This is a genomic window from Amycolatopsis sp. cg5, assembly GCF_041346955.1.
Classification (GTDB): domain Bacteria; phylum Actinomycetota; class Actinomycetes; order Mycobacteriales; family Pseudonocardiaceae; genus Amycolatopsis.
On sequence record NZ_CP166849.1, the window covers coordinates 4,005,926 to 4,031,983 of the forward strand.

The 26,058-nt window shown below is 69.2% G+C and carries 25 protein-coding genes; 17 read left to right on the forward strand and 8 right to left on the reverse strand.

Features of this window, described 5'->3' with window-relative positions:
• Window positions 1–212 precede the first annotated feature (212 nt).
• Window positions 213–1,967: a beta-propeller domain-containing protein gene (locus tag AB5J62_RS18125; protein ID WP_370949395.1), complete on the forward strand. Its 1,755-nt coding sequence runs from the start codon at window positions 213–215 to the stop codon at window positions 1,965–1,967.
• Here AB5J62_RS18125 and argG read toward each other — a convergent pair.
• The gene (gene argG, locus AB5J62_RS18130) at window positions 1,964–3,409 is read right to left on the reverse strand and encodes an argininosuccinate synthase (protein WP_370949396.1); all 1,446 of its coding nucleotides are present in this window, start codon (window positions 3,407–3,409) and stop codon (window positions 1,964–1,966) included. The genes AB5J62_RS18125 and argG overlap by 4 nt on opposite strands.
• A gap of 189 nt (window positions 3,410–3,598) precedes the next feature.
• On the opposite strand from argG, the gene eno reads away from it, so the two are divergent.
• Window positions 3,599–4,879 carry a phosphopyruvate hydratase gene (gene eno / locus AB5J62_RS18135; RefSeq protein WP_370949397.1) on the forward strand — a complete coding sequence of 427 codons (1,281 nt, stop codon included), beginning with the start codon at window positions 3,599–3,601 and terminating at the stop codon, window positions 4,877–4,879.
• A gap of 169 nt (window positions 4,880–5,048) precedes the next feature.
• On the opposite strand, the gene AB5J62_RS18140 is transcribed toward eno, so the two are convergent.
• Window positions 5,049–6,308, reverse strand: a complete 1,260-nt coding sequence (locus AB5J62_RS18140; RefSeq protein WP_370949398.1) for a DUF222 domain-containing protein — start codon at window positions 6,306–6,308, stop codon at window positions 5,049–5,051.
• 161 nt (window positions 6,309–6,469) lie between these two features.
• Here AB5J62_RS18140 and AB5J62_RS18145 point away from each other — a divergent pair, with 161 nt between their 5' ends.
• Window positions 6,470–6,853, forward strand: coding sequence for a contact-dependent growth inhibition system immunity protein (locus AB5J62_RS18145; RefSeq protein WP_370950289.1), 384 nt, complete (start codon window positions 6,470–6,472; stop codon window positions 6,851–6,853).
• Here AB5J62_RS18145 and AB5J62_RS18150 read toward each other — a convergent pair.
• Both AB5J62_RS18150 and AB5J62_RS18155 read right to left on the reverse strand, forming a co-directional pair.
• Entirely contained in the window at window positions 6,775–8,313 is a 1,539-nt protein-coding gene (locus AB5J62_RS18150; protein WP_370949399.1) for a BTAD domain-containing putative transcriptional regulator, read from the reverse strand. The genes AB5J62_RS18145 and AB5J62_RS18150 overlap by 79 nt on opposite strands.
• On the reverse strand, window positions 8,306–9,865 hold the full coding sequence (locus tag AB5J62_RS18155) for a BTAD domain-containing putative transcriptional regulator (protein WP_370949400.1): 1,560 nt from the start codon (window positions 9,863–9,865) through the stop codon (window positions 8,306–8,308). Before AB5J62_RS18155 ends, AB5J62_RS18150 begins: the two co-directional genes overlap by 8 nt.
• Window positions 9,866–10,071: 206 nt before the next feature.
• Between AB5J62_RS18155 and AB5J62_RS18160 the strand changes: the two genes are divergently transcribed.
• From AB5J62_RS18160 to AB5J62_RS18205, 10 genes are all read left to right on the forward strand, one after another.
• Entirely contained in the window at window positions 10,072–10,866 is a 795-nt protein-coding gene (locus AB5J62_RS18160; RefSeq protein WP_370949401.1) for a DUF4142 domain-containing protein, read from the forward strand.
• A gap of 18 nt (window positions 10,867–10,884) precedes the next feature.
• Window positions 10,885–11,712, forward strand: a complete 828-nt coding sequence (locus AB5J62_RS18165; protein WP_370949402.1) for a ferredoxin — start codon at window positions 10,885–10,887, stop codon at window positions 11,710–11,712.
• Window positions 11,709–12,932, forward strand: coding sequence for an NAD(P)/FAD-dependent oxidoreductase (locus AB5J62_RS18170; RefSeq protein WP_370949403.1), 1,224 nt, complete (start codon window positions 11,709–11,711; stop codon window positions 12,930–12,932). Before AB5J62_RS18165 ends, AB5J62_RS18170 begins: the two co-directional genes overlap by 4 nt.
• A 12-nt stretch (window positions 12,933–12,944) precedes the next feature.
• Entirely contained in the window at window positions 12,945–13,112 is a 168-nt protein-coding gene (locus AB5J62_RS18175) for a hypothetical protein (protein ID WP_370949404.1), read from the forward strand.
• A gap of 30 nt (window positions 13,113–13,142) precedes the next feature.
• Window positions 13,143–13,724 (forward strand): DUF742 domain-containing protein, encoded by a 582-nt coding sequence (locus tag AB5J62_RS18180; RefSeq protein ID WP_370949405.1) that lies wholly within the window; start codon window positions 13,143–13,145, stop codon window positions 13,722–13,724.
• 14 nt (window positions 13,725–13,738) lie between these two features.
• Window positions 13,739–15,631: a sensor histidine kinase gene (locus tag AB5J62_RS18185; RefSeq protein ID WP_370949406.1), complete on the forward strand. Its 1,893-nt coding sequence runs from the start codon at window positions 13,739–13,741 to the stop codon at window positions 15,629–15,631.
• Window positions 15,632–15,633: 2 nt separating this feature from the next.
• Window positions 15,634–16,068 carry a roadblock/LC7 domain-containing protein gene (locus tag AB5J62_RS18190; protein ID WP_370949407.1) on the forward strand — a complete coding sequence of 145 codons (435 nt, stop codon included), beginning with the start codon at window positions 15,634–15,636 and terminating at the stop codon, window positions 16,066–16,068.
• A 49-nt stretch (window positions 16,069–16,117) separates the two neighbouring features.
• Window positions 16,118–16,672 carry an ATP/GTP-binding protein gene (locus AB5J62_RS18195; RefSeq protein WP_370950290.1) on the forward strand — a complete coding sequence of 185 codons (555 nt, stop codon included), beginning with the start codon at window positions 16,118–16,120 and terminating at the stop codon, window positions 16,670–16,672.
• Between the two features lie 87 nt (window positions 16,673–16,759).
• Window positions 16,760–17,365 (forward strand): response regulator transcription factor, encoded by a 606-nt coding sequence (locus tag AB5J62_RS18200; RefSeq protein ID WP_370949408.1) that lies wholly within the window; start codon window positions 16,760–16,762, stop codon window positions 17,363–17,365.
• A gap of 10 nt (window positions 17,366–17,375) precedes the next feature.
• Window positions 17,376–17,978, forward strand: coding sequence for a response regulator transcription factor (locus tag AB5J62_RS18205; protein ID WP_370949409.1), 603 nt, complete (start codon window positions 17,376–17,378; stop codon window positions 17,976–17,978).
• Here AB5J62_RS18205 and AB5J62_RS18210 read toward each other — a convergent pair.
• From AB5J62_RS18210 to AB5J62_RS18225, 4 genes are all read right to left on the reverse strand, one after another.
• Window positions 17,971–19,686, reverse strand: a complete 1,716-nt coding sequence (locus AB5J62_RS18210; RefSeq protein WP_370949410.1) for a BTAD domain-containing putative transcriptional regulator — start codon at window positions 19,684–19,686, stop codon at window positions 17,971–17,973. The two genes, AB5J62_RS18205 and AB5J62_RS18210, sit on opposite strands and share 8 nt — an antisense overlap.
• Window position 19,687: 1 nt before the next feature.
• Window positions 19,688–21,118: an MFS transporter gene (locus tag AB5J62_RS18215; RefSeq protein WP_370949411.1), complete on the reverse strand. Its 1,431-nt coding sequence runs from the start codon at window positions 21,116–21,118 to the stop codon at window positions 19,688–19,690.
• Entirely contained in the window at window positions 21,115–21,840 is a 726-nt protein-coding gene (locus AB5J62_RS18220; RefSeq protein ID WP_370949412.1) for a response regulator transcription factor, read from the reverse strand. Before AB5J62_RS18220 ends, AB5J62_RS18215 begins: the two co-directional genes overlap by 4 nt.
• Window positions 21,841–21,947: 107 nt before the next feature.
• The gene (locus AB5J62_RS18225) at window positions 21,948–22,733 is read right to left on the reverse strand and encodes a DUF1932 domain-containing protein (protein WP_370949413.1); all 786 of its coding nucleotides are present in this window, start codon (window positions 22,731–22,733) and stop codon (window positions 21,948–21,950) included.
• A gap of 75 nt (window positions 22,734–22,808) precedes the next feature.
• On the opposite strand from AB5J62_RS18225, the gene AB5J62_RS18230 reads away from it, so the two are divergent.
• From AB5J62_RS18230 to AB5J62_RS18245, 4 genes are all read left to right on the forward strand, one after another.
• Window positions 22,809–23,471, forward strand: a complete 663-nt coding sequence (locus tag AB5J62_RS18230) for a GntR family transcriptional regulator (RefSeq protein WP_370949414.1) — start codon at window positions 22,809–22,811, stop codon at window positions 23,469–23,471.
• A 96-nt stretch (window positions 23,472–23,567) separates the two neighbouring features.
• Window positions 23,568–24,290, forward strand: a complete 723-nt coding sequence (locus tag AB5J62_RS18235; RefSeq protein WP_370949415.1) for a PIG-L deacetylase family protein — start codon at window positions 23,568–23,570, stop codon at window positions 24,288–24,290.
• Complete coding sequence (locus AB5J62_RS18240; RefSeq protein WP_370949416.1) at window positions 24,287–24,982, forward strand: 4-carboxy-4-hydroxy-2-oxoadipate aldolase/oxaloacetate decarboxylase; 696 nt, start codon at window positions 24,287–24,289, stop codon at window positions 24,980–24,982. The genes AB5J62_RS18235 and AB5J62_RS18240 overlap by 4 nt, the downstream gene beginning before the upstream one ends.
• The gene (locus AB5J62_RS18245; RefSeq protein ID WP_370949417.1) at window positions 24,979–26,043 is read left to right on the forward strand and encodes a 4-oxalomesaconate tautomerase; all 1,065 of its coding nucleotides are present in this window, start codon (window positions 24,979–24,981) and stop codon (window positions 26,041–26,043) included. Before AB5J62_RS18240 ends, AB5J62_RS18245 begins: the two co-directional genes overlap by 4 nt.
• The last annotated feature ends 15 nt before the right edge of the window (window positions 26,044–26,058 follow it).

Genomic DNA, 26,058 nt, shown 5'->3' on the forward strand with positions numbered 1-26,058 from the left:
CGAACCGCCCAAATGCGACATAACGGACCAATTCTCGCCTCCGTCGTCCTTTGTGGACACAAAATCGGGTGCGGTTCATCGGCCGGGCGTTATGAACGCCTCGTTCGCAACGTTGCACGTTGGGAACGAGGCGTTCACGTCGAGCCGGGAGCGGGGCGGAGCCGGGCGCTGGGGGGTGCAACGGATCGGGGGCTTGGTTCCGTCATGGGGGCATGGAGACCAAGTTCCGGGTGGCGGTGGCGTGCGCGACCGTGCTGCTGGCCGCGGCGAGCGCGTTGCCGACCTTGCCTGTGGCCGAACCGAAAACGACGGTCTTCAAGGAGGAGCCGCCGTCCTCCCGGCTGGCCGCCTTCGACTCGTGCCCGGCGGCGCTCGACGCGTTCAAACGCGCGCTGCTGCCGCGGCTCGGTGAGTACAACCAGCGGGTGGGACCGGATTTCACCGGCGCGCGGGCGATCGCGGCCGAGGCGGCGCCGCAAGACAGTGCGGCCAAGTTCTCCCAGACCAACACGCACGAAGCCGGTGTCGACGAGCCAGATCTGGTGAAGACCGACGGGAACCGGCTGGTCACCGTCGCCGATGGCACGCTGCGGGTGATGGACGTGGCGAGCCGCAAGCCCAGCGGCTCGCTCGTGTTGCCGGGTGGGATGGCCACCCAATTGCTACTGCAGGGTGACCGTGCGCTCGTGGTGTCCGAAGGCGCGATCATGCCCGACTTCGAGGGACGGAAGCCCGCGCCGGGCGCCAATGGGCCTCGGCTGACCTTGGTCGATCTGGCAGGCGCGCCCAAGGTACTGGAGACACTGACCACCGATGGCGCTTTCGTCGACGCGCGGCAGGTCGGCGGGGTCGCGCGGCTGGTGTTGCGGTCCGCGCCGCGGCTGGCGTTCCCGTATCCGGCGGACCCGCGGCGGAATCGGGACATCCTGCTGCAGTCGAGGATCGACGAGTGGCTGCCGCACTACACGCTGGAACGTGAAGGCGGCAGCCAAGAAGGCATGCTCGTGCCGTGCGATCAGGTGAAGCGGCCCGCCGAGTACACGGCGGCCTCGATGCTCACGGTGCTGACCGTCGATCTCGCCGGGCGGCTCGGCACGGGTGATCCGATGTCGATCGTGGCCGATGGGGACATCGTCTACGGCACCGGCACGAGTCTTTATGTCGCCGACGAAAACCAGGCGGACACCGAGATCCACCGCTTCGACATCGCGAAGCCGGGCAAGCCCGTGCACACCGGGTCGGGCTCGGTGCGCGGACGGCTGCTCAACCAGTACTCGATGTCCGAGTACGACGGGCATCTCCGCGTCGCGACCACTGTGGACACTGTCGGGCACAGCAAGGTCACCGTGCTGGACGGCAAGCTCGCCGCGGTCGGTGAACTCGGCGGACTCGGTGCGGGGGAACGGATCTACGCGGTGCGGTTCCTCGGCGCGGTCGGCTATGTGGTGACGTTCCGGCAGACCGACCCGCTGTACACAGTGGACCTTTCGGATCCGAAGAAGCCGCGCGCGGTGGGGGAGTTGAAGATCAGCGGCTACTCCGCCTACCTGCATCCCGCGGGCGACGGCCGGTTGATCGGTGTCGGGCAGGAGGCCAGTGACAAGGGCCGGACGCTGGGCACGCAGGTGTCGCTCTTCGACGTCCACGACCTGGCCAAGCCGGGCCTGCTCGCCAAGCACCACCTGAAGGGCGCGCACTCCGAGGCCGAGTACGACCCGCACGCCTTCCTGTACTGGCCGGACAACGGACTGCTCGTCGTGCCGGTCAACGGGGACCGGGCAGGCAGTGGCGCGCTGGTGCTTCGCCTGACCGACAGCGGGTTTACCGAAGTCGGCAGCGTCGGCCAAGACGGCGGCGTCCGGCGCGCGCTGGTGCTCGACGGTGCACTGTGGACGGTGTCGGAGACGGGCGTGCTGGTCAGTGATCTGACCAGCCTCGCCCGTCTCACGTGGCAGCCGTTCGGTTAGTCGGTGCCCGACTCCATCGCGGCCGCGTCCAGGAACTGGTCGTCGACCGGCGCCTCGCCGCGCGAGGCGATGACCTCGGCGCCGCCCTCCGGCATCGCGCCGATCAGCTCGGTCGACGGCTGCGCGGCGGCGATCAGCATCGCCTGCTGCCCGCCGACCATGCCCAGCCCGGCGTACTGCTCCAGCTTGGCGCGGGAGTCGGCGATGTCGAGGTTGCGCATGGTCAGCTGGCCGATCCGGTCCACCGGGCCGAACGCGGAGTCTTCGGTGCGCTCCATCGACAGCTTGTCGGGGTGGTAGCTGAACGCGGGACCGGCCGTGTCGATGATCGAGTAGTCCTCGCCGCGCCGCAGCCGCAGCGTCACCTCGCCGGTGACGGCCATGCCGACCCAGCGCTGCAGCGACTCGCGGATCATCAGCGACTGCGGGTCGAGCCAGCGGCCCTCGTACATCAGCCTGCCGAGCCGCCTGCCCTCGTTGTGGTAGGTGGCGAGGGTGTCTTCGTTGTGGATCGCGTTGACCAGCCGCTCGTACGCGGCGTGCAGCAGCGCCATGCCGGGCGCCTCGTAGATGCCGCGGCTCTTGGCCTCGATCACGCGGTTCTCGATCTGGTCGGACATGCCGAGCCCGTGCCTGCCACCGATGGTGTTGGCCTCGAGCACCAGGTCGACCGCGGAGTCGAACTTGGCGCCGTTGATGGTGACCGGGCGGCCCTGCTCGAAGCCGATGGTCACGTCCTCGGTCGCGATCTCGACCGCCGGGTCCCAGAACCGCACGCCCATGATCGGCTCGACCAGCTCGATGCCGGCGTTGAGGTGCTCCAGCGCCTTGGCCTCGTGCGTCGCGCCCCAGATGTTGGCGTCGGTCGAGTAGGCCTTCTCGGTGCTGTCGCGGTACGGCAGGCCGTGCGCGACCAGCCACTCGGACATCTCCTTGCGGCCACCGAGCTCGGTGACGAAGTCGGCGTCGAGCCACGGCTTGTAGATCCGCAGCGCCGGGTTCGCGAGCAGGCCGTAGCGGTAGAACCGCTCGATGTCGTTGCCCTTGTAGGTCGAGCCGTCGCCCCAGATCTGGACGTCGTCCTCGAGCATCGCGCGGACCAGCAGGGTGCCGGTCACCGCCCGGCCGAGCGGGGTGGTGTTGAAGTACGTGCGGCCGCCGGTGCGGATGTGGAACGCGCCGCACGACAGCGCCGCGAGCCCCTCCTCGACCAGCGCGGCGCGGCAGTCGATCACACGGGCGATCTCGGCGCCGTACGACTTGGCGCGGCCGGGCACCGACGCGATGTCCGGTTCGTCGGGCTGGCCGATGTCGGCGGTGTAGGTGCAGGGCACCGCACCTTTGTCGCGCATCCACGCGACCGCGACCGAGGTGTCGAGACCGCCCGAGAAGGCGATGCCGACACGTTCACCGATGGGCAGGGAAGTGAGCACTTTGGACACGACGACAGTATATGCACTCGACTGCATGACTATGCAAGCCGGGGGTCGTCCACCAACCTCGTGATCGATTCAGCGAACCCTGCTAGTCTCCCGGTGTTTCGCGGCTCACAGTGGCGCCGCAGCTGTCTCGCCGCTGTGCCATGGTCGTTCCCGGCCGGGACTCCGGCATGAACTCATCGAGGAGCGAACATGACCGCCATCGTCCGTGTGCACGGCCGCCAGGTGCTCGACAGCCGAGGCAACCCGACCGTCGAGGTCGACGTCGAGCTGGCCGACGGCTCGCTCGGCAGGGCCGCGGTCCCGTCCGGCGCCTCGACCGGGACGAAGGAGGCCGTCGAGCTGCGCGACGGCGACAAGTCGCAGTTCCACGGCAAGGGCGTCCGCAAGGCCGTCGACGCGGTCAACACCGAGATCGCCGAAGCCGTCATCGGCCTCGACGCCGAGGCGCAGGCCGAGGTCGACCGCACGCTGATCGAGCTCGACGGCACCCCGAACAAGGCCCGCCTGGGCGCGAACGCGACACTCGGCGTCTCACTCGCCGTGGTCAAGGCCGCCGCCGCGGCCAGCAGGCTGCCGCTCTACCGCTACGTCGGCGGCGTGTTCGCGCACCTGCTCCCGATGCCGATGATGAACATCATCAACGGCGGCGCGCACGCCGACAACCCGATCGACTTCCAGGAGTTCATGATCGGCCCGGTCGGCGCCGAGACCTTCGCCGACGCCGTCCGCATGGGCTCCGAGGTGTTCCACACGCTCCGCAAGTCCTTGCACGAAGCAGGCCACGGCACCAACGTCGGCGACGAGGGCGGTTTCGCCCCGAACCTCAGCTCCGCCGACGAGGCACTGGAGTTCGTGCTCAAAGCGATCGAGCAGTCCGGCTACCAGCCGGGCGAGGACATCGCGCTCCTGCTCGACCCCGCCGCGTCCGAGTTCTACACCGGCGAGGTCTACGACTACACCGGCGAAGGCCGCAAGCGCAGCGTCGAGGAGCACGTGGCCTACCTCGCCGACCTCACCGCGCGCTACCCGATCGTGTCCATCGAGGACGGTCTCGCGCAGGACGACTTCACCGGCTGGAAGCAGCTCACCGACACCATCGGCGACCGCGTCCAGCTCGTCGGCGACGACGTCTTCTGCACCAACGTGAACCTGCTCAAGGACGGCATCGAGCGCGGCATCGGCAACTCGATCCTGGTCAAGGTCAACCAGATCGGCACGCTCACCGAGACGCTCACGACGGTCGAGACCGCGCACAAGGCCGGGTACTCCGTGGTCATGTCGCACCGCTCCGGCGAGACCGAGGACACCACGATCGCGGACCTCGCGGTCGCCACCAACTGCGGCCAGATCAAGACCGGGTCGCTCTCGCGGTCCGACCGCACGGCCAAGTACAACCAGCTGATCCGCATCGAAGAGGAACTCGGCGCCGAAGCCAAGTACGCGGGCGCCTCCACGCTGCGCGGCCACTGACCTTCTGCACGCGATAAAGCCCGCTTTACTCCCGGGAGTAAAGCGGGCTTTATCGCGGCCTCTGAAGCCGTCGAATTGAGGCTCGGCTTCTGGCTGGGGACATGAGAAAGCGGCGCAGGGGGTGGCTGCGCCCGAGTAGTCGATCTATGAGTGGTGTTTCCGGGGTGGTTCAGGTTCGGGTGGTGTGCATGGTGTTGCGGCGGGGTGTCTGGGCGGCGTCGATGAACTTCGGGGGGATGAATTCGGGGAGGTTGTCGTAGGCCATCCGGACTTTCCAGTCACTGTGATGGACCAGGCGGTGATGGCGGCCGCAGAGCAGCACGAGGTTATGGATCTCGGTCTCGCCATGGTGTGCCCAATGGACAATATGATGCGCGGTACAGCGCTGCTGAGGCTCCGTACACCCCGGGAACGCGCAGCCCCGGTCCCTGATCGCCAGCGCCCGGCGTAGCGCCGGAGACGCGAGCCGTTGAGCTCGGCCGAGGTCGAGGGGTTCGCCGTGGGCGCCGAGGGTGGCGGGGATGACCTTGCACTCACACGCCATCCGTCGGGCTTCGGCGGCGGAGATATCGCCGACCAGGTCCAGGCACGCCCGGCCGAGGCCGGTTTTGAGGTCTTCGAGTGAGACGGTCACGACGACGTGGACGGATTCTCCGGCTTGGGTGGGGATGTCGGGGTGGGCCATGCCGAGGCGGACGAAGGTGGCGAAGGCGTCGCCGTTGCGTTCCCACTGCGAGCGGGTGTCCGGTCCTTCGTCATCGGTGGCCGCGCGAGGTTTCGCCAAAGGATCGAGAAGGGCCTTCAGTCGGGCGAGGGTTTCGGAGTCGATACGGACTTTTACCCCATGGCTGCCATCGCGGTGGGTGATGTACTGCAACTCATTCCCGCGTTCGGCCGGTTCGGGGTCGCGGGGTTCGGGCCCGTCGGGGTCGATCTGGTCGAGCAGCCGCTTGCCCGCCACGGGGATCTCGTTGAGGTCGCCAACAGCGGCGAGGTCGGTGAGGATCTTCTCCCCACCCTCCCGTTCCTCGGCGGTCAGTGTGGTCGGCAGCGCGTGCAAAGCTTTCAACACGGCGTCGATCTGATCCGCACCCAGATCGCCTTCGGCAGCAGCGGCCGCAGTATAGGGAGCGAACGCGGGAATCTCGGTGGCGCCATCACGACGCTGGTTCAAGTCGCGGGCTCGCTTGACCCGCGCGTTCGCCTCCGACGGTTTCACCCGCGCGCATTTCGCCACCCACTGCGACAACGCCGCGTAGCCGGTCACGTCCCGCACACCACGGGATTCGATCTCCGCCAAAATCTGCCCTTGCTTCGCATCGAGGTGGCGTTTTTCTTGTTCGAGGGCGACGTAGTCCAGCATGAGCGCGTCCTTGTCCAAGCGCCACCACTGCGGTGGCGCGTCGGCAAGTGTCTCGGTGGTGGACATGCCTCCATCATACCCAAAACTAGAGGACTATGCCACTATCCACACGAAGATCCACAATGGACACCCGAAAGTTGGCCAGTGCGGTTGCTGTTGCTATTTGGCCGCCGGAGTGGGCTGGTGGTGGCCGCGGGTGGATCGCGGTGCGCGATGATGTGGGCATGATGCAGTCAGCGGACCGCCGTCGTTCGCTTGAGGACGTTGAGGGCGAGCGTTGGGGCGGACCGCCTGCGGACGCGACGAGACTCATCGCGGAGGTGCACCGGCTTCGGCAAGTGCCTATCGCGGAGCTGACTGTCGAAGATTTGCGGTTGCTCATCGGGCAGCAGATCGGCTTGGCGGTGCTCGTTCCGGTAGCGATCGAGGTGTTGCAGCGGGATCCACTGGCCGAGGGCGATATGTTCGAAGGTGACCTGTTGCGCGCGGTGCTGCGTGTTGATGGTGGTTTCTGGGCGTCGCGTCGTGTTGATCAGCGCCGTGGCTGGCCAGTTTCCGCTGCCGACCGATACCAAGAACGAGGCCACTCGGACACAGACCGCGCTTCGTGAAGCAGCGCCGAGCGAAAGGCCAGGGGGATCGCCTCACGGCACGCCGACCGAAGTGCGGGATGAGCAAAGGTCAGGTAGGCCCCGTGGTCCGACAGTACATGAGCGGTAAGGGTTTCCTCGAAGGCCGCGAGTAGGTCCGAGGGCCGCTTGCCGGTCAAAGCGGAGATGTCCGCAACAGTGAAGCGGTCAAGCAAAGCCGCCCACCGCAGGATTTCGCGCGCATCAAAAGACAACGCGGCAACGCGGGCCAGGGCATCCGTGCCCGAGAAAGAGAGCGCATCGAGAGTCATGACGGTGTCGAAGCGCTGACGCAGCTGGGCCAACTCGCGCGAGCGAGGCAGCAGGCGAGCGCTGGCGATGAGCAGCAAGGGGAGCTGCCGGGTCATGTCAACGAGGCGGTGCCACAAGAGAACCGTCGCATCGTCGGCCCAGTGCATGTCATCGAGCACAAGGACGACCGGAGCGGTCGCGCAGAGCCGCGACACAAAGGAAAGCGGATCGTCGGCGGTCCCGAGGCAGGACTCCATGGCCTGAAGGGGCATCGACAGCTCAGCAGCGTGCGCCCACCCGAGATGGCGCCGCCCGAGGCCGGACAGAGCAGCCGCCAGTAGCGCGGACTTGCCGACCCCGACGTCGCCCTCCAGCCAGACAGAACCGCTGCGGTCCGAGATCAGCGCTCGCAGGCGGGCCAGCGGAGCAATCTGGCCAGTGAAGGCGGAAGCAACGCGGGCGGGTGCGACGAAGTGCAGGTCTGGCAACGGGTCTCGGGTGCCGGTGAGGAGGCGGTGGTGCAGGGTTCGCAACGCTGGGCCGGGCTCGACGCCGAGTTCCGCGATGAGGGTCGCGCGGGCGTCGCGGAAGACCTCCAACGCCTCCGCGTGCCGGCCGTCGCGGTCGAGGGCGAGCATGAGCAGCTCGCGTAGGCGCTCGCGGAGTGGGTGTTCGCGGGCGAGGGCGGTCAGTGAAGTCGTGAGGTCGCGGTAGTCACCTTGCGACAGCAGGCGTTCCGCGTGGAGTTCGATGGCTTTGAGGCGTAGTTCGGTGAGGCGGGACCGTTGCTGCTCGGCGAACTGGCCGCGCATGCCGGAAAGCGGGTCGCCGTGCCAGAGTGCCAGGGCCTCGTTCGGTGCGCCGCGGTTCACCAGGTGCTCGAAGGCGATCGAGTCGATGCTGCCCGGTGGGACGCGCAGGGTGTAGCCGCCTCGGCCGCCCGTGAGGACCGAGCGGTCGAGTATGCGGCGGAGGTTGGAAATGTAGGTGTGGACGCTGCCGCTCGCGGTCGGTGGGGCCTCGTCGGTGCCCCAGACCGCGCAGATGAGCTGCTCGCGGGTCACGGTGTGGCCGGCGCGGAGCGCGAGTGTCGCGAACAGTGCCCGTTGACGTGCTGGACCCAGTGGCAGCTCGGAAGTTCCTTGCCACGCCCGGATCGGGCCGAGTAGCTCGATGCGTAGCTCAGCCATGGGCGAGGTGGTGGGTGACGCGGTCGAGGGGAGCGCCGGCGTCGGCGAGTGCCGTCGCGAACTGGACGTGCAGTGCGGCGCGCATCGAGCCGGGAAGTCCTTCGTACAGTGCGGCTTGGACGACGAGGTGGCGGAAGCGCAACGACTGGCCGTCGGCGATCAGGATGCCTGCGTCCAGTGCCTCGTCGACGTGACGTGCGAGTGGTGGTCGGCCGATGGTCGTGGCCAGGTCCGCGAAGGTGAACGTCTCGCCGAGTAACGCGGCGCGTTGCAGCACGGATCGGGTTGAGGGGGTGAGGAACGTGAGGTGTTCATCAATGCGCTTGAACAGTTCGGGGGGACTGGCGGTGGCCATTTCCTTGATGTAACGCGGGTTTCCGCTTGCCCATGCCAGTCGGCCGTATGGCGCGGACGCGAGTTCGGCTGCTTCCGGTTCCGAGAGCGGGCCGAGAAGAACAGGTTGCCCGATCATGGTCCGGCGGGATCGTGTCGCGCTGATCAAGAGCAGGCCGGGCTGTCGTGCCAGTCGCCGCCAGAGGCTCAGTGTGACCTCGTCGGCGTCTTGGAAGTCGTCGGCGACGAGGATGGCAGGCTTGCCGTCGAGACTGCCCCGCCGCGCGACGCCCCAGCTGACCGGCACAGGCGTGTCGGCCAATGCCTCCGCGAGCAGTGCCGTCTTGCCGATGCCCGGTTCGCCGACCACGCACCAAACGCCTCCCTGTCCTTTGAGGACGTCGGCCGCCGCGGCGCGCAGGATCTTCAGCTCGGGCTCGCGTCCGACGAACATCTCACGCCTGGGAACTGGCGCGCTGGTACGAGCCTCCGAGACGTGTAGTTCCTGGTGGAGCCTTCGCAGTTCGAAGTCCGGCTCGATGCCGGAGGCGATGAGTGCCGAGTGGGCGGAGGCGTAGACGTTGAGCGCTTCCGAGGTTCGGCCGCCGCGGTGCAGGGCCCGCATGAGCAGCTCGTGCGGTCGTTCCCGCAACGGTTGCTCCCGGCACAGCACGGTCAGCGTGGGGATCGCTTCGCCGTGCCTGCCCAGTTCGAGCAGTATCTCGGCCCAGTCCTCCGCCGTGGCGATCCGGAGTCCGTTCAGGTCGGCGCGCTCGGCGGCCGCGAATGGGCCCGGCAGGCCGGCGAGTGCTTCGCCGCGCCAGAGGTCTATTGCGGACTCGAGGTCGGCGAGCGCTGCCTCGAGCCGCCCGGCTTTGCGCAAGCGAGAAGCGCTGGCGCGCAGTGCGTGAAAGCGATGCACGTCGCAATCGATTTCAAGCGAATACCCGGTGTCGGTCGACGCGATGAGCCCGTCGGTGGCACGCGGCAGCCTGCCCGGTTCCAAAGTCCGGCGCAGCCCGGAGATATGGGTGTAGGCGTTGCTCAGCGGCCGATTCTCGCCCCACACCGCGTCGACGAGATCCTGACGCGAAACTTGGCCCCGTATCGCCAACAAGGCCAGTATGACGCGCTGGGGCGTGGAACGGAGTTCGACCGCCGCCGAATCGCGGGTGAGCGACAAGGGCCCGAGCAGCCGGATACACCAGTCAGTGTCCATGGACATATTCTCAGTTTCGATATTCGAAAAGCGGACATTACCCGTAACCGGGCCATTCGGCAATCTCGGGAAACTGTTTCTGAGAATCGGTTCGTTCGGGCAGTCTCGGTCATCCGTTTTCCCCCAGGCCTTCCAGTGGTGCGCGCCACAGGGTTTAACTACGGTTTGCCCGCCCCCGAAGAAGTGGTGAAAGGGGTTTTCCATCCATGACATTCCGTCAAGCCGCGCGCCGGATCTGCGCGACGGCCGCGAGCGTGTTCTTCCTGATGAGCGTCGCGGGTACCGCGTCGGCCGAGGCGCTGGAATCCACTGTGGACAAGGTGCTGCGGCTCGGCACCGTGGTGGACGACAAGAACGAGCACGGTGACCAGGATCCGGCCGACTGGGACACGCCGTGGGGGCCGTTGTCCCAGTATGACCGGAATCTGCTGATCAACGTCCGCTGGGCGAACCTGTGGGAGGCGCCGTCGAGCGGTCAGGTCGCCGAGCGCTCGGCCGATCCGAAGGTGCGCGCCGTCGGTGGCGCGCTCATGCATGACCATCACGCGCTCGAGGCCACTGTCGCCGACGCGGCGGCGAAGCTCAACGTGGCGCTGCCCGGCAGCCCGACCCCGATCCAGCAGTCCTGGCAGCGGGAGATCGCGGGCAAGGCGGGCGGTGCGGCCGACGACGCGTGGGCCAACGTGACCAGGCAGGCGCACGGCAGCATCTTCATGCTGATCGGCCAGGTCCGTGCGATGACCCGCAACGACGTGGTGCGCGCGTTCGCGCAGTCGGCCGACGCCGTGGTCATCCGGCACATGACGCTGCTGGAGAGCACCGGGCTCGTCAGGGCGTCGTCGATGGTCGTCGGCTCGCTCGATCCCGCGCCGTTCCAGGTGGTACCCGGCTGGAACAAGGTGCTGCTCGGCATCGTGCTCGCCGGGTTCGCCCTGATCGGCACGTTCGCCGTGGTGCGGGTGTGCGCCCGCTACGGCCCGAAGACGACCGCGAACGACTGAGCGGAAAGGAGGACGACCATGTTCGCGTCCGCTGATGTGGTGCTGGCGGCCGCCATCGACGCGCACGACACGGGTGTGCGCAAGATGGCCGCGGTCTCCGGGCGGCTGGCCTACTTCTTCATGTGCCTGACCCTGTGCTGGGGTGTGCTCACCGCGACCGGCTGGGTCCGCCGGGTCACCGGGCATCAGGCGCTGCGCGGCGGGCACGTGATGCTCGCCGCCGCCACCCTGACCGCGGCGGGCACCCACGCGCTGGCCTTCCTGTTCCTCGACGAGCGCGTGCTCGGCGGGCTGCAGATCGTCGTGCCGTTCCTCGGCGGCGAGTTCCGGCACGCGCTCGGCATCATCGCGTTCGACCTGCTGGCGGTGATCTTCGTGACCGCGGGGATGCACCGGTTCTTCCGCTACCGCAACTGGTTGCGCTTCCACCAGAGCGCCTACGTCGCGATCCTGCTCGGCGTCGTGCACTCGTGGTTCGGCGCGTGGGCCAACAGCGACATCGACGTGATGTGGCTGGCCGGGATCACCGTGGCGATGCCGCCGCTGGCACTGACCTTCCTGCGGGTCGCGCCGCCCGAGCTGCTGGTGCGGCTGGGCCTGATCGACGGCGAGACCATGCCGGCGAAGCGGCTCGACAAGGCCGCGCCGATGCGGGTGAGCGTCGACAATCAGCGCTGCCATCGGTACGGCTTCTGCCAGACCGAGGCGCCGGACGTGTTCAAGCTGCGTGAGGACGGCCGCCTGCAGTACCGCCAGCTGCCCGACGTCGCGGTCAACCAGGCCGTCCGCTCGGCGGCCCGCGCCTGCCCGATGCGGGCGATCCAGTTGCAGGGTACGGAAAAGTGAACCGGATCGTCATCGTGGGCGCGGGACTGGCCGGGATGCGCGCCGCGGAGCGTCTGCGCGAGATCGGCTACACCGAAGAGATCGTGATCCTCGGCGCGGAGACGGCCATGCCGTATCACCGGCCCGCGTTGTCCAAGCAGTTCCTGACCGGTCAGCTCGCCGTGCCGGACCTGGAAATCGAGCCACTCGACGACCTTGACGCGGTTTGGCGTCTCGGCACACCCGTGTCCCAGCTGGACCCGAAGCGCCGCGTCCTGCATCTGCCCGGCGCTGAGGAACTCGCCTACGACGGCCTGATCCTCGCGACCGGCGTCGAGGCCAGGCGCGCGCCCGACGGCCACAGTGGACACCCGCGCGTCGTCTCGCTGCGGACCATCGCCGACGCCAAACGCCTCCAGCGCGCGCTCGCCGGCAACCGCCTGCCGGTGGTGATCCTCGGCAGCGGCTTCACCGGCTGCGAGATCGCGTCGAGCCTTCGGTCGATGGCCAGGGAGGTCACGATCATCGGCCGCTCGAAGAGCCTGATGGCGAACCTGCTCGGCCCTGACCTGGGCAGACAGCTCGCCGAGCTGCACGAGGACCACGAAGTCGACCTCCAGCTCGGCGTCAGCATCGACGACTGGGACCTGAGCCGCCCTGGCAGCGTCGGGATCAAGCTGTCCAGCGGAAAGCAGCTCGACGCCGCGTGCGTCGTGGTCGCCGTCGGCACCGTCCCGACCGTGAGCTGGCTGCGCGACGCCGGGATCGAACTCGACGACGGCGTGGTCTGCGAGGCGACCTGTCACGTCGCCGGTGTCGACGACGTGGTCGCGGCGGGCGATGTCGCCAGGTGGCCGAATCTGCGGTTCGACGAACGGCCGCGCCGCACCGAGCACTGGACCAACGCCGTCGAAATGGGCCGAGCCGCAGCGGAAAACCTGCTGGCAGGCCGTGCGGCGGCCGCGCCGTTCATGCCGATCCCGCGGTTCTGGTCCGAACAGCACGGCATGCGGATCCAGGCCGCCGGGGTGCCCGCGCTCGGCACCGACCGCGTCGCGCTGCAGCCCCGCTCGACCGGCGGCCGGTCCGTGACCGGCTACGTACGCGGGAACCGGGTGATGGGCATCGTCGGCTTCAACAGCTCGGCCGCCGTCGTGTCCTACGCCGACGAGCTGCTCGAAAGACCGGAGCCGACGCGAAGCCGCCGGGTCTCATTCCTGCAAGCCGTGCGGAACAGCTGAACGGAGGTCGTGGTGAAAGGGAGATTCGTACTGTCCACTGTGGTCGCGGCGTTGGTGGTGACGGCGTTGATCGCGTCGGATGAGCCAGCCGACCCCGCCACCGGCGCGGCCTCGGCCCGCATCGTGCAGGCGCCACCGACGGCCAAGCCGTCCGCCTGCGCGCCCGCCGACGGTCGCTGACCGTCATCCGAAGCACCGACAGGAGCACTCGTGAACCCATCCGAGCAGCAACCGGCGCGGACCCGGTGCGGTGGCTGGCCCACCTACCAGGAATGGGCCGACCACGACTTCCGCAGCCACACCACCGACGACGACCGGCCACGCGGGCGCGCGGTGATCCCGCTCGGCCAGGTGCTGACCGAGCTGACCCCGGTCACCGTCGCCGAGGAGATCGAGGCACGCGTCGCGTGCGCCGTCTTCCCCGCGCCGGACGAGCCGCCGGTCATCGAGGAGCTCGAGACGCTGGTCCGGCCGTACGTGCGGGCGGGCGGCCGGGTCTCGGCCGGGCACGCGCTGGAGATCGAGACCGTGCTGACCGCGACCGGGCTGCACCAGACGGCGCTCGAACTCGGCGACGACCAGTTGGTGATCTGCGTGAACTGCGAGCAGCCACGCTCGGTCGCCGAGATCGCGTCGGCCATCAAGGCGCCGCTCGGTGTGGCGAAGGTGCTCATCGGTGACGCCATCGACCAGGGCCTGCTGATGCTGCACGAGATGACGCCGTGCCTGGAAGGGCGCCCGCCGCTCGAACTGCTCAGGCGCGTGCACGCCGGGATCGCCAAGCTCGCCTGAAGGGGGTGCCGAACATGCGCAACGTTGCGGGGCAAGGATTCGCGTGGCTGCGCGGAGCCGCCGACTGGCGCAAGTGGACGGTGAGCGGCCTGCTCGCCGCGATGCTCGCCGTCCCGGTCGCCGTCGCCGTGGTCGCGGGTGTGCTGCTGGTGCGCCAGTCGGTGGCCGACCGCGCCGAGACCCAGCAGGCCGAACGCCTCGCGGCGCTGCACCAGGGGATCGGCGACACGCTCGCCGCGGTGCAGGCCGAACGCGGCGTCGGTTCGGACGACACGCGTGCCGCGTCGAACTCCGCGGCGGCGCGGCTCAACAGTCTCATCGCGACGGCGGGCGAGCTCGGCGATCCGGCGCGCAAGGCCGCGAGCCAGCTCGTCCGCCTCGACGAGATCCGCGCGACGCCGGACCCCGGCCAGCGCGGCGCCGCGTACTCGGCGGTGACGGCGTCGCTGGCCGACCTGGACGCCGCGGTGCAGCGGGGGACCGGGATCCCGAGGCTCGACGACGCGCAGGCCGCCGCGGCCGCGTCCGCCACCTATGCCAGGAACCTGCTCATCGGGCTGGCCGTCGCCGCGCTCGTCGCCGGCGCGGTGATCACCCCGCTGGTGCGACGCCTGCACGTGTCGGTGCAGGCGTTGCGGACGGCCGTGCACGACGCGGCCGCCGAGCAGACCCGGATCCGGGCAGGCTACTCCGAGGTCTTCGTGAACATGTTCCGCCGCGGCGAGACGCTGATGCAGCGCCAGCTCGGCCTGATCGAAAAGCTGGAGCAGAACGAGAACTCGCCCGAGCAGCTGACCACGCTCTATCAGCTCGACCACCTGGTCACGCGCATGCGCCGCACCACCGAGAACGTGCTCGTGCTCTCGGGCACCGAGCTCGTCCGGCGTCCGGCCAAACCGGTGCCGCTCGCCGGTGTCATCCAGGCGGCGATCTCGGAAATCGAGCAGTACCAACGGGTCGAGCTGCTCGACCCGCCCGCCGCGAAGATCGGCGACGCGGCGGCCAACGACCTCATCCGGATGCTCGCCGAGCTGCTCGACAACGCCACGTCGTTCTCCGCGCCGGAGACCAAGGTGACCGTGCAGGGCCAGGTGCTGCGCGACGGCAGCCTCTCGATCGCGGTCGTCGACACCGGCATCGGGATGACCGACCAGGAGGTCGTCGACATCAACGCGCGGCTGACCAGGCTCGGCTCGGCCGAGCTGGCCAAGTGCCGCCAGGTCGGCCTGCACGTGGTCGGCAGGCTCGCCGGACGGCACGGGTTCGGCATCGAACTGCTCGGCGGTGACCGCTCCAGCGGCGTCACCGCGGTCGTCTCGGTGCCGTCGGACCTGGTGCTCGACGCCGAACGGCCGGGCTGGGCCGACCGCCGGATCGCGATGCGGGCGGCGGAAACCCGCCGCGCGGAACCCGAGCCCAAGCCGAAACCGGCGCGGCGGCTCGCCGTCGTCGGCACCGACCCCGTGCGTGAGCTGGTCGAGCACGCGCACTCCGACGTGCCGGACGAGCTACCGCTCCGGGTGCCCAACCGGCACGTCGGACGCGCGGGCGCGGACGGCAAGAGCCCGGCCGAACGGGTCGCTTCCGGCTGGTTCAACGCCAGGAACACCGCCGTCAAGCCCCGTGAGGTCTCCGTGGCCGCGGAGCTGGACGGCGCGCCGCTGCCGGAGAACTGGATCTCGGCCGCGGACGAAGGGTGGAGCGTTGTCGAGACGATTTCGCAGGCGAAACCGTTCGCCTACACCGAAGACGGCCTGCCGGTGCGCGAGCGCGGCGCTCATCTGATGCCGGGCAGCGCCCCGCACGAGCCCGCGGCGAAAGCCGGCCCGGATCCGAGCAGGGCCAGGAGCAGGCTGTCGAGCTTCCAGCTGGGCCTGCGCAAGGCCAAAGACGAAAACCGGAGGTAACCGTGAAATCCACGCCTGAGCACGAGAACGAGTACGGCTGGCTGATCAACGACTTCGTCGAGCGGGTTCCCGGGGTGTCGCACGGCGTCGCGGTCTCCGCCGACGGACTGCTGCTGGCGGCGTCGAGCCAGCTGCCGGAGGACCGGGCCGATCAACTGGCCGCAGTCGCGTGCGGGCTGGTCAGCCTGACCGACGGCGCCGCGCAGTGCTTCGAAGCGGGCAACGTCAACGAGACCATCGTCGAGATGGACGCGGGCACGATGCTGCTCATGTCGATCAGCGACGGGTCCTGCCTGACCATCCTCGCCGACTCCGCGCACGACATCGGGCAGATCGCCTACGAGATGGCGCTGCTCGTCGACCGGGTCGGCCGGATGCTGACCCCGGAGGCGAGGGACGACCATGACATCAGGGCGAAGGTCAACGCCGGTGAGTGACCTGACCACAGTGGACAAAGGAGCCAAGGTGAGCACCTCCGGCAAGCCGATCACATCGGTGAAGATCGTGGTGGCAGGCGGTTTCGGCGTCGGCAAGACCACTTTCGTCGGCGCGGTCTCCGACATCCAGCCGCTGTCGACCGAGGCCGTGATGACCACGGCGAGCAACAGTCACGACGACATCGCGCGCGTGCCGCTGAAGTCGACCACCACGGTCGCGATGGACTTCGGCAGGGTCGAGCTCGAGGACGACCTGCTGCTCTACCTGTTCGGCACCCCCGGCCAGGAACGGTTCTGGTTCATGTGGGACAACCTGGTGCGCGGCGCGATCGGCGCGGTCGTGCTGGTCGACAGCCGCAGGCTCGCCGACTCGTTCACCCCGATCGACTTCTTCGAGAACCGGCGCATTCCCTATGTGGTCGCGGTGAACCTGTTCGACGGCATCCGCCACCATCCACTCGACAACGTCAGGCGGGCGCTGGCGCTCGACCGGTCGATCCCGATGTTCGCCTGCGACGCACGCAACCGGGGCGAGGTCAAGCAGACGCTGCTGAGCCTGCTCGAATACGTGATGGCCCAGGTCTCCGAGCCCGCGCTCACCTGAGCCAGACGCGCTGCAGGCGTGCTGGAGAGCGAGTGAAGAGTGCGCGCTCATGCTGGCCTCCGCGACTGTACGAAGTGGAGGGACGAAGTGGACGAAGTGCGTGTTGCCGTCTGCACGGTCGATCCGATCACGCGTGCCGGGCTGGTCAACTGCCTCGAAACCCGGCCTGGCCTGACCGTGGTGGACTCCGGCGCCGACGTCGTCGTGGCCTGCTTCCACCGGTTCTGTTCCGGCGCGCTGGCCGCGTTGCGCGGGTTCACCGCCGACGCGCCGGTGGTGCTGCTGGTCAACGGGATCAAGGAGCCCGAGCTGCTGGCCGCCGTCGAATGCCGGGTGGTGGCGATCCTGCCCCGCGCGGCGGCCGCCGACGAGCGGCTCGGCGAGGCCGTGCGCGCCGCGGCCGCCGACCGCGCGGAGCTGCCGCCGAACCTGCTCGGCCCGCTGGTGTCGCACGTGGAGCGGCTGCACCGCGAGGTGCTCCGGCCCGACGGGCTGGTGGCCGGGCGGCTCACCGAGCGCGAGATCGACGTGCTCCGGCTGATGGCCGACGGCCTCGACACCGACGAGATCGCCCGCAGCCTGCGCTATTCGGAACGCACGGTGAAGAACATCATCTACGCCGTCACCCGGCGGCTGAGCCTGCGCAACCGTTCGCACGCGGTGGCTTACGCCATGCGGGCCGGGGTGATCTGAGGAGGCCGGTGTGCATCCGCTGAGCGTGGCCGTGCACGCGGCCGATCCCGTCACCCGCCGGGGTGTGGTCGCGATGCTGGCCGACGACCGCGTCGAGATCGTCGGCGAAGCGGCGGGCCCGGCCGTCGTCGTGCTCGCCGAGCCGGCGGTGACCGGCAGGCACGTGGACGCGGTGGGCCGGATGCGCGGCGCGAAATGCGTGGTCGTGACGGACGGGTTCGCGGCGGCCGACATCCTGTTCGCCGTCCAGAACGGGGTGGTCAGCGTGCTGCCGACCGCCGAGGTGTCCCCGAGACGGCTGGTCTCGGCCGTCCTCGGGGCCGCCGACGGCTCGGTCGCGGTGTTGTCGTGCGAGCTTCAGTCGGCGCTGCTGCGGACGTTGCGCGGCCAGGTGCTCGAATCGTGCGGGATGACGTTGCCGGGGATGGGAGCGCGCGAGATCGACGCGGTCCGGCTGGTCGCGGAAGGGTTCCGTACCAGTGAGATCGCCGCCGAGCTGGCGTGCTCCGAAGCGACGGTCAAGGCGATGCTGCGCGCGGTGATGACCCGGCTCGGACTGACCAGCAAGACGCATGCGGTCGCTTATGCATTCCGCGCGGGGCTGATCAGCTGAGCTGCTGGATGAGCGCGTCGCGGGTAGCGGGCGGGATGCCGTCGTAGCAGGCTTCCCTGAACAGGGGATGGGTGAAGGTGAGGTACGGGCGCGAGGTGTCGATGACGGCGGCGGCCGCTTCGAGCACGGAGACCAGCTCGGACGGCCGCTGCCCGGTGAGCGCGGCGATCTCGGAAAGTGAGAACTCGTGGCCGAGCAAAGACGCCCAGCGCAAAGCCGGGTGAGACAGCACGTCGAAGCCGTTCCGGACCGTTTCGAGCAGCGCCTTCGGTGTGGTGTGGCCGTCGCGGAGTTCGCTGACCCCGCTTTCGGTGCGAAGTTCGAGTGCTTCGCACAGGACGGTGAGGTAGCGCGGGTTGGCGGGGGTGCGTTCGATGAGACGCTGGAGTTCCGGACCTGCCGACGCGTCGATGAGACTTTGGCTCAGTGTCAAAGCTCCCGAGGGGGTGAGCGGTCCGAGGGGAAGCATGTGGTCTCCGAGCGCGCGACGCAGCTTCGCGAGTGTTTCGTTGCGGGGGAGTGGTCGTGACGTGCTGAGCAGGAGCAAGGGGCGGGTGGCGGTGGTGGCGGCGAGCCGGTGCCAGACCAGGAGGCTGGTGTCGTCGGCCCACTGGAGCCCGTCGATCACGAGGATCACCGGGGATCGGGTGCACAGGTCGTCGACTAGCGCGAGTACTTGGCTCGGCTCGGTCCGACCGTCGGCTCCGAGGCAGTCGAGCAGCGCCCGCAACGGCGTCCGGCCGGTCAGCTCGTCCGTGACCGTCCAGCCGACCTGGCAGTCGTGTGACGACGCGAGCGCGCGGACGAGCAGTTCGGACTTGCCGATCCCGTAGTCGCCTTCGACCCAGGCGACGCCGCCACGCCCGCGCCGGACCTGGGCGACCATGGACCTGAGGTGGTCGAGTTCTTTGGTACGGCCGACGAACGGTCTGTCCACTGTGGTCTGGTAGCGCGGCGTGATCCCTTTCGGGAGAACGCGCAGGCGAGTCTTGGCGCGCTTGAGTAGCGCGTCGTTGGCGAGAATGCGGTCGCGCAGCCGTCTCAATGCGATACCGGGCTCTATGCCTAGCTCTTCTGCGAGCGCCGTGCTCGCCTCCCGGAACGCTTCGAGCGCGTCACCCCGCCTTCCGCAGAGATACAGGGCGAGCATCTGCAGTTCGCGAAGCCGTTCTCGCAGCGGGAATTCATGCGTGAGCGCGGCGAGTTCGGCGGAGAGGCCGGGTGCTTCGCCGTCGTCGATCCGGGTCTCGGCGCGGAGTTCGGCCGCGGTCAGCCGCAGCTCGGCGAGCCTGGCCCGTTCGATGCGCGCGAACGGGCCAGGCACCCCCGCCAGCGGTTCGCCGTGCCACATCCCGAGCGCCTTGTCGAGCCAGGCGATGCGGTCACCCGGTTCGGCGCGGGCCCGTTCGATGAGGCGCTCGAAGACGGTCGTGTCGAGCCGAACCGGCGCGAGTTCGTACCCGGCTGCACCGCTGATCAGCAGACCGCGGCCGAGAATCCTTCTCAGGCCTGAGATGTAGCCGTGCACGCTCCCGGCCGCTGTGGCAGGCGCGTCCGGTCCCCACACCGCTTCGACGAGTTCGGTGACGCTGACCGGACGGCCCGCCAGCGCGAGCACGGCGAACACCGCGCGACGGCGGGCAGGCCCGAGTGCCAGCTCGCCGTCGTCACGGAAGGCCCGGAGCGGACCTAACAGCTCGACGCGCATGTCACGGGGAAACGTCTTCCAGCGCCCGGTTCCGCGTGCGCGGGGTGAACTGGGCGAGCACGGCGGCCACCACCAGGAAACCCGAGATCATCAGCAGCGCGGCCAGCGGCGAAAGGTGCGGCACCAGCGGCGCGATGACCAGGATGCCCGCCGCGCCACCGAGCACGCCGACGCCGTCGACCAGCCCGAAGCCCGCGGACCGCACCCGAGTGGGGAAGCTTTCGGCGGACAGCGCGAACGTCGGCGGCACCCACACGTTGAACCCGAAGAAGACCAGGAACGAGCCGACGAACGCCCAGCCGATGCTGTCGCCGAGCTGCGCGACGATCACCGAACCCAGCACGGTCAGCCCGGCGCCGATCGGCAGCCAATAGCGCCGCTCCAGCTTCTCGGACCAGCGCGCCGAGAACAGGCCCTGCACGAAGAACCCGATCCCGCCGACCGCGGTGATCATCCCGGCCACCGGCGGGCTGAAGTCCAGGCTGGTCAGCACCACCGTCGAGCCGGTCGAGTAGCCGAAGACCGTGGCGTACCCGGTGAACCACACGGCGATCAGCAGCAGCGTCCGCTTGCGGTAGCGCGCGGTGCCGAGCAGTTCGCGGTAGGCCGCGCTCTCGGGGGTGTGCTCGGGGATGACGATGGTCGCGGCCGGTTCCGGCAGCGGGCCGCGGCGCAATGCCTTGCGCTCCAAGGTGGACACGATCGCGTCCGCCTCGGCGACGCGCCCGTGTTCGATGAGCCAGCGTGGTGACTCCGGCAGCCGGGTCGTCGCCGCGAGCGCGGCCAGTCCCAGCAGCACCGCGACGCCGTACATCCAGCGCCAGCCCGAGTCGAAGCCGATCGCGAAGGGGAGACCTTCGGGGAAGGGGGCGGGCGGGGTCGTGGCGATCAGGCCCGCCCAGATCCCGGCCATCGCGCCTGCCGCGCAGGCGACGAACGTGATCGCGGTGTACTTGGCGCGTGCCTTGGCAGGCGCGATCTCGCCGATGAACGTGTTCGCGATCGGCAGCGAGCCGCCCAGCGCGACGCCGGTGATCGCACGGCCGATGACGAACACGGGGTAGCCCGTCGCGAGCGCGGTGATCACGGAGCCGACGACGCCGAACGCGACCGTGACCAGCAGCGCCTTCGGGCGGCCGACGCGGTCGGAGATCGGCGCGATCACGAGCCCGCCGAACAGGTAGCCGAGCAGGTAGAGCACCACCGGCAGGGTCAGCCACTGCTGCGCGGTCGGGGGAGTGCAGCCCGGCTGGATCTGCGCGCAGGTCTGGATGAACGACACGTTGATGTCGAAGTTGCCGTAGAAGACGAAGAACATCACCAGGCCGGTGATGCCGGTCGCGGCCGAGGCGACGGCGCGTCGCGGCAACCGGTCGAGCCTGGCGAGAATGGCGGCTGCGGTGACCGCAGGCGCCGGTGACACGTCGGTCATGCTGGCTCCCTCAAGGGTTCTGGGTCGCGGAACGGCACGCTGCCGAGCCGGTAACCGACGCTGCGTACGGTCTGCACCACGTCACGCCCGAGCTTGCGGCGCAGGTAGTAGACGTAGGTGTCGACGATCGATTTGGCGTGCCGGTCGGGAAAGACGAGCGCGTTGAGCCTGGCCCTTGACACGACTTGGCTCTGCGCCGCGCCGAGCACGGACAGCAGCGCGGTCTCCTGGCGCGTGAGCTGGACGTGCCGTCCGTCCACACAGGTCACGACGCGGCGGGTCAGGTCGACCTGGGCGGCGCCGAGTTGCATGACGCCGGCGCGGAACGGGCTGCGCCTGCACAGGGCACGCAGCCTCGCGCGCAGTTCCTCCGGCGCCACGCGCTTGTCGTGGCAGGCGGCCGCGCCGAGCCGGAGGCAGGCGAGCTGGTCGGCGGGTGCGCCGGGCGGCATGAGCATCACCACGGGCGTGGTCAGCTGCGCGCGGCGGAGCCTGCGCAGCAGGTGGAGTCCCGATTCCGGGGCGAGTTCGCGGTCGATGACCACGACGTCGTGCATGCGGGTCAAGGCGCGGGCGAGCCCGTCGCGGGAGTCGTGGGCGCGCTCGGCCAGGTAGCCGCCGAGGCGCACGGTGTCCGCGAGCCTGGCCGCGGTGGCCGGATCGCCCGTGATCACGAGCACTCGGATGGTGGATCGGTCGAGCAGCGCCGGTCGTCCGGGCATGGTGGTTCTCCCGCGTCTTCGGGGGCCGGTCAGTGGGGGACGCGCGTGATGCGAAACGGGACCGGAGATCTTCCAAGTCTTATTTCGTATCCAATAACGTATACGATCTAACGGTGGGTCGCAACGGTCCATTCGGCCAATCGGGCGAGTTGGTCCCGTGCGGCGCCCGCGACCTCGGCGGGCACGTCCAGCTCGGCGAGCATCTCGGTGGTGGCGGCCATTTCGGCCGTGCGGCGCACGGCGTGCTTGCGTGAGCCGTCGACCAGCCTGTCCACAGTGGACTCGCCGGCGCCGGTCAGCTCGGTGACGATGATCTGACGGAGCCAGTCCTCGCAGCCTGCGGCCGCCGCGGCGGTCAGTGCCTCCACCACGGCCGCCGACATGCCCTTGAAGAACACGCTGCGCAGCAGCTTGCGCTCGGCGGCGAGCCCGGCGTCGCCGTCCAACACCTCGACGGCGGCGCCGAGCGAGTTGAGCAGCCCGGCCGCCGGGATCGCGGCCTCGCCCGCGGCGAGCATCGGCACCCGGAGGCCGCGGCCTGGCACCGGGGCCATGATCGCGAAATCGGCGAACCAGAGGCCGTGCTTCGCCGCCTGCGCGGCCAGTGCTCGCTTCGTGCCGGGGGAGGCTGTGTTGAGGTCGGCCCAGATCGTGTCCGCGCTTGCGCTGGGCAGACCCGCGATGAGCGCGTCTTCGGCGGCCGACGCGCTGTTCACGCTCAGCACGAGATCGGCGCCGTTGACCGCGTCCGCTTCGGAGTCCGTGCCCGTGATCCCGGCGGGCGGCGCGACAGCCGGGTCGTAGCTGCGGACGCGGGCGCCCGCCGCCGTGAGATCCCGTGCCAGCACCGCGCCCGCTTCGCCGAGGCCGAGTACCGCGATGGTTTCGGTCATAGGACAATCCCTTCGAAGCTGTACAATCAAGTAGACGATCAAGTCGCCAAAATTGTCAACAAAATGGAGCTGTCGATGTCCGAGAGTCCCGGGGCGGACGCGGCGGAGGGGTCGGTCGTCGACGCGATCCGCGACGCCATCGTGCGCGGCGAGTTCGTGCCGAATCAGCGGCTGGTCGAGGCCGACCTGTCGGCAGGGTTCGGCGCCAGCCGCGCCAGTGTGCGTTCGGCGCTGATCGAACTCGCGAACGAGGGGCTCGTCGAGCGGGTGCAGAACCGAGGGGCCCGGGTGCGGGCGGTCTCGCTCGAAGAAGCCATCGAAATCTCCGAGGTGCGGATGGCGCTCGAGTCGCTCTGCGCGGCGAAGGCGGCGGAGCGTATCGCCCAAGAAGAAGCCACTGAGCTGCGCAGAGTCGGCGAGATGATGAAGATGGCCGTCAACGGGATGGATCCCGTCGGCTACTCGGCGCTCAACGAGATGCTGCATCGGCGGGTCCGAGAGATCAGCGGGCAGCGCACCGCCGCGCAGGTGCTCCAGCGGCTGCGCGGGCAGAACGTGCGGCACCAGTTCCGGCTGGCCATGCGGCCAGGGCGGCCGCAGGTGTCACTGCCGGAGCATCTGGCGATCATCGACGCCATCTGCTCGCATCATCCGGTCGAGGCGGCCGCGGCCATGGAAAAGCACCTGTCCAGCGTCATCGAAGCACTCCGGGAGGCGGACGCGGCCAGCCGACTCTGAGTTGACTCACGCCAAAATTGTTGACAATTTCGTCTACGATACTTACCTTGGAAGTGTCAGTGAGATGAGTGCGGTCGACAATGAAGGAGTGCTGTCATGGGGTCGTTGCTGGTGATCAGCGCGCATGCCGGTGACTTCGTGTGGCGTGCGGGCGGTGCGATAGCGCTGGCCACGTCGCGGGGTGACCGCGCGAAGGTGCTGTGCCTGACCTACGGCGAGCGCGGCGAGTCGGCCAAGGCCTGGCGTGCAGGCAAGACGCTCGACGAGATCAAGGCGATCCGCCGCGCCGAGGCCACCGACGCGGCGGCCGCGCTGGGCGCGGAGATCGAGTTCCTCGACGCCGGGGACTATCCGCTCGTCGAGTCGCCCGAGCTGGTCGACAGGATCGTCCGGGTCTACCGCGAGACCGAGCCGACGGTGGTGCTCACCCACCCGCAGGCCGATCCGTACAACGGAGACCACCCCGCCGCGTCGCGGATGGCTTTGCAGGCAAGGGTTCTGGCGCAGGCCGTCGGCTACGACGCGCCCGGCGATCCGCTCGGCGCGCCGCCGGTGTTCTTCTTCGAGCCGCACCAGCCGGAGCAGTGCGACTTCAAACCCGATGTGCTGCTGGACATCACGCCGGTGTTCGAGATCAAGCGCAAGGCGATGGAGTGCCTGCCGGCGCAGCAGCACATGTGGGAGTACTACACCGATCTCGCCAAGCGCCGCGGTGTGCAGCTCAAGCGCAACGCCGGGCCGAACCTCGGCCTGCCGCACGCCACCATGGGCGAGGCGTACGTGCGGCTCTATCCGCAGGTCACGGAGGTGCTGGCGTGAAACCCGTGATCGTCACCAGCCCGCCGCGCGCCGACCTGTCCACAGTGGACACGCTGGCGGAGTACGGGGTGGCCACCGTGCACGAGGCGCTGGACCGCACCGGCCTGCTGGGGCCGGCGCTGCGGCCCATCCAGCACGGCACCCGGATCGGCGGCACCGCCGTCACGGCGCTGTGCTGGCCAGGCGACAACCTGATGATCCACGCGGCGGTCGAGCAGTGCGGCGAGGGCGACATCCTGGTCGTGACCACGACTTCGCCGTCCACCGACGGGCTCTTCGGCGAGCTGTTCGCCACCGCGCTGCGTTACCGGGGCGTGCGTGGCCTGGTCATCAACGCCGGTGTCCGCGACGTCGCCGACCTGCGCGCGCTCGGCTTCCCGGTCTGGTCGGCCGCGGTCAGCGCCCAGGGCAGCGTCAAAGCGACGGCGGGCGCGGTCAACGTCCCCGTGGTGCTCGGCGGTCAGCTCGTCCGGCCAGGCGACGCGATACTCGCCGACGACGACGGTGTCCTTTGTGTACCGCGCGAATCCGTCGACGCCGCGCTGTCAGCCTCGCAAGCGCGGCTGGAGAAGGAATCCGGCGCTCGCGAGGCGTTCGCGAACGGGGAGCTCGGGCTCGATCGATACGGACTGCGCCGCAAGCTGGAGGAACTCGGCGTCCGGTACGTGACCGCTGAGGAGTACGCGCGATGACCGGAGTGCGCTGCATGCTCATGCGCGGCGGAACGTCCAAGGGCGCGTACTTCCTCGCCTCGGACCTGCCCGCCGACCCGGCCGTGCGCGACGACCTGCTGCTGCGGATCATGGGCACCCCGGATCCCCGGCAGATCGACGGCATCGGCGGCGCCCACCCGGTCACCAGCAAGGTGGCGATCATCTCGCGCGCCGACGGGCCCGGCCGGGACGTCGACTACCTGTTCCTGCAGCTCGGCGTCGGTGAAGCGACGATCTCCGATCGCCAGACCTGCGGCAACCTGCTCGCCGGGGTCGGCCAGTTCGCCGTCGAGCGCGGCCTGGTGCCCGCGGGCTGGGAGCACACCAGCGTCCGGGTGCTGCTGCTCAACACCGGCTCGATCGCGGTCACCACGTTCCCGACGCCCGGCGGCCGCATCGACTACCGCGGCACGACGGCCGTGTCCGGCGTGCCGGGCACGGCGGCCGCCGTCGAACTCGAATTCACCGGCACCGAAGGCTCGGTGTGCGACAGCCTGCTCCCGACCGGCACCGTCATCGACGACATCGACGGCATTCAAGTGTCCTGTGTGGACAACGGGATGCCGGTGGTCGTCGCACGCGCCAACGACTTCGGCATCACCGGCTACGAGCCCGTCGACGAACTGTCGGCCGACACCGGCCTCGCCGCGCGGGTCGACGCGGTGCGCACCGAAGCAGGCAAGCTGATGGGCCTCGGCGACGTCAGCGCCATCTCGGTACCCAAGACCACCCTCGTGGCCGCGCCCCGCGACGGCGGCGCGATCTGCACGCGGACGTTCATCCCGGTCCGGCCTCATCCGTCGATCGGCGTGCTCGGCGGCATCAGCGTGGTGACCGCACTGCTCCTCGAAGGCTCGGCCGGCAGCGAACTCTTCGTCGCGCCGCCCGACGGCGAGCCCGTCGAGATCGAGCACGCGAGCGGCAAACTCGCCGTCGGCATAGACCTCGACACGACCGTCTCACCACCTCGGGTGACCAGATCGAGCGTGTTCCGCACCGCGCGGAAGCTGTTCGACGGCACCGTTTTTCCCCGACCTTGAGCCGCAGGAGAAGTC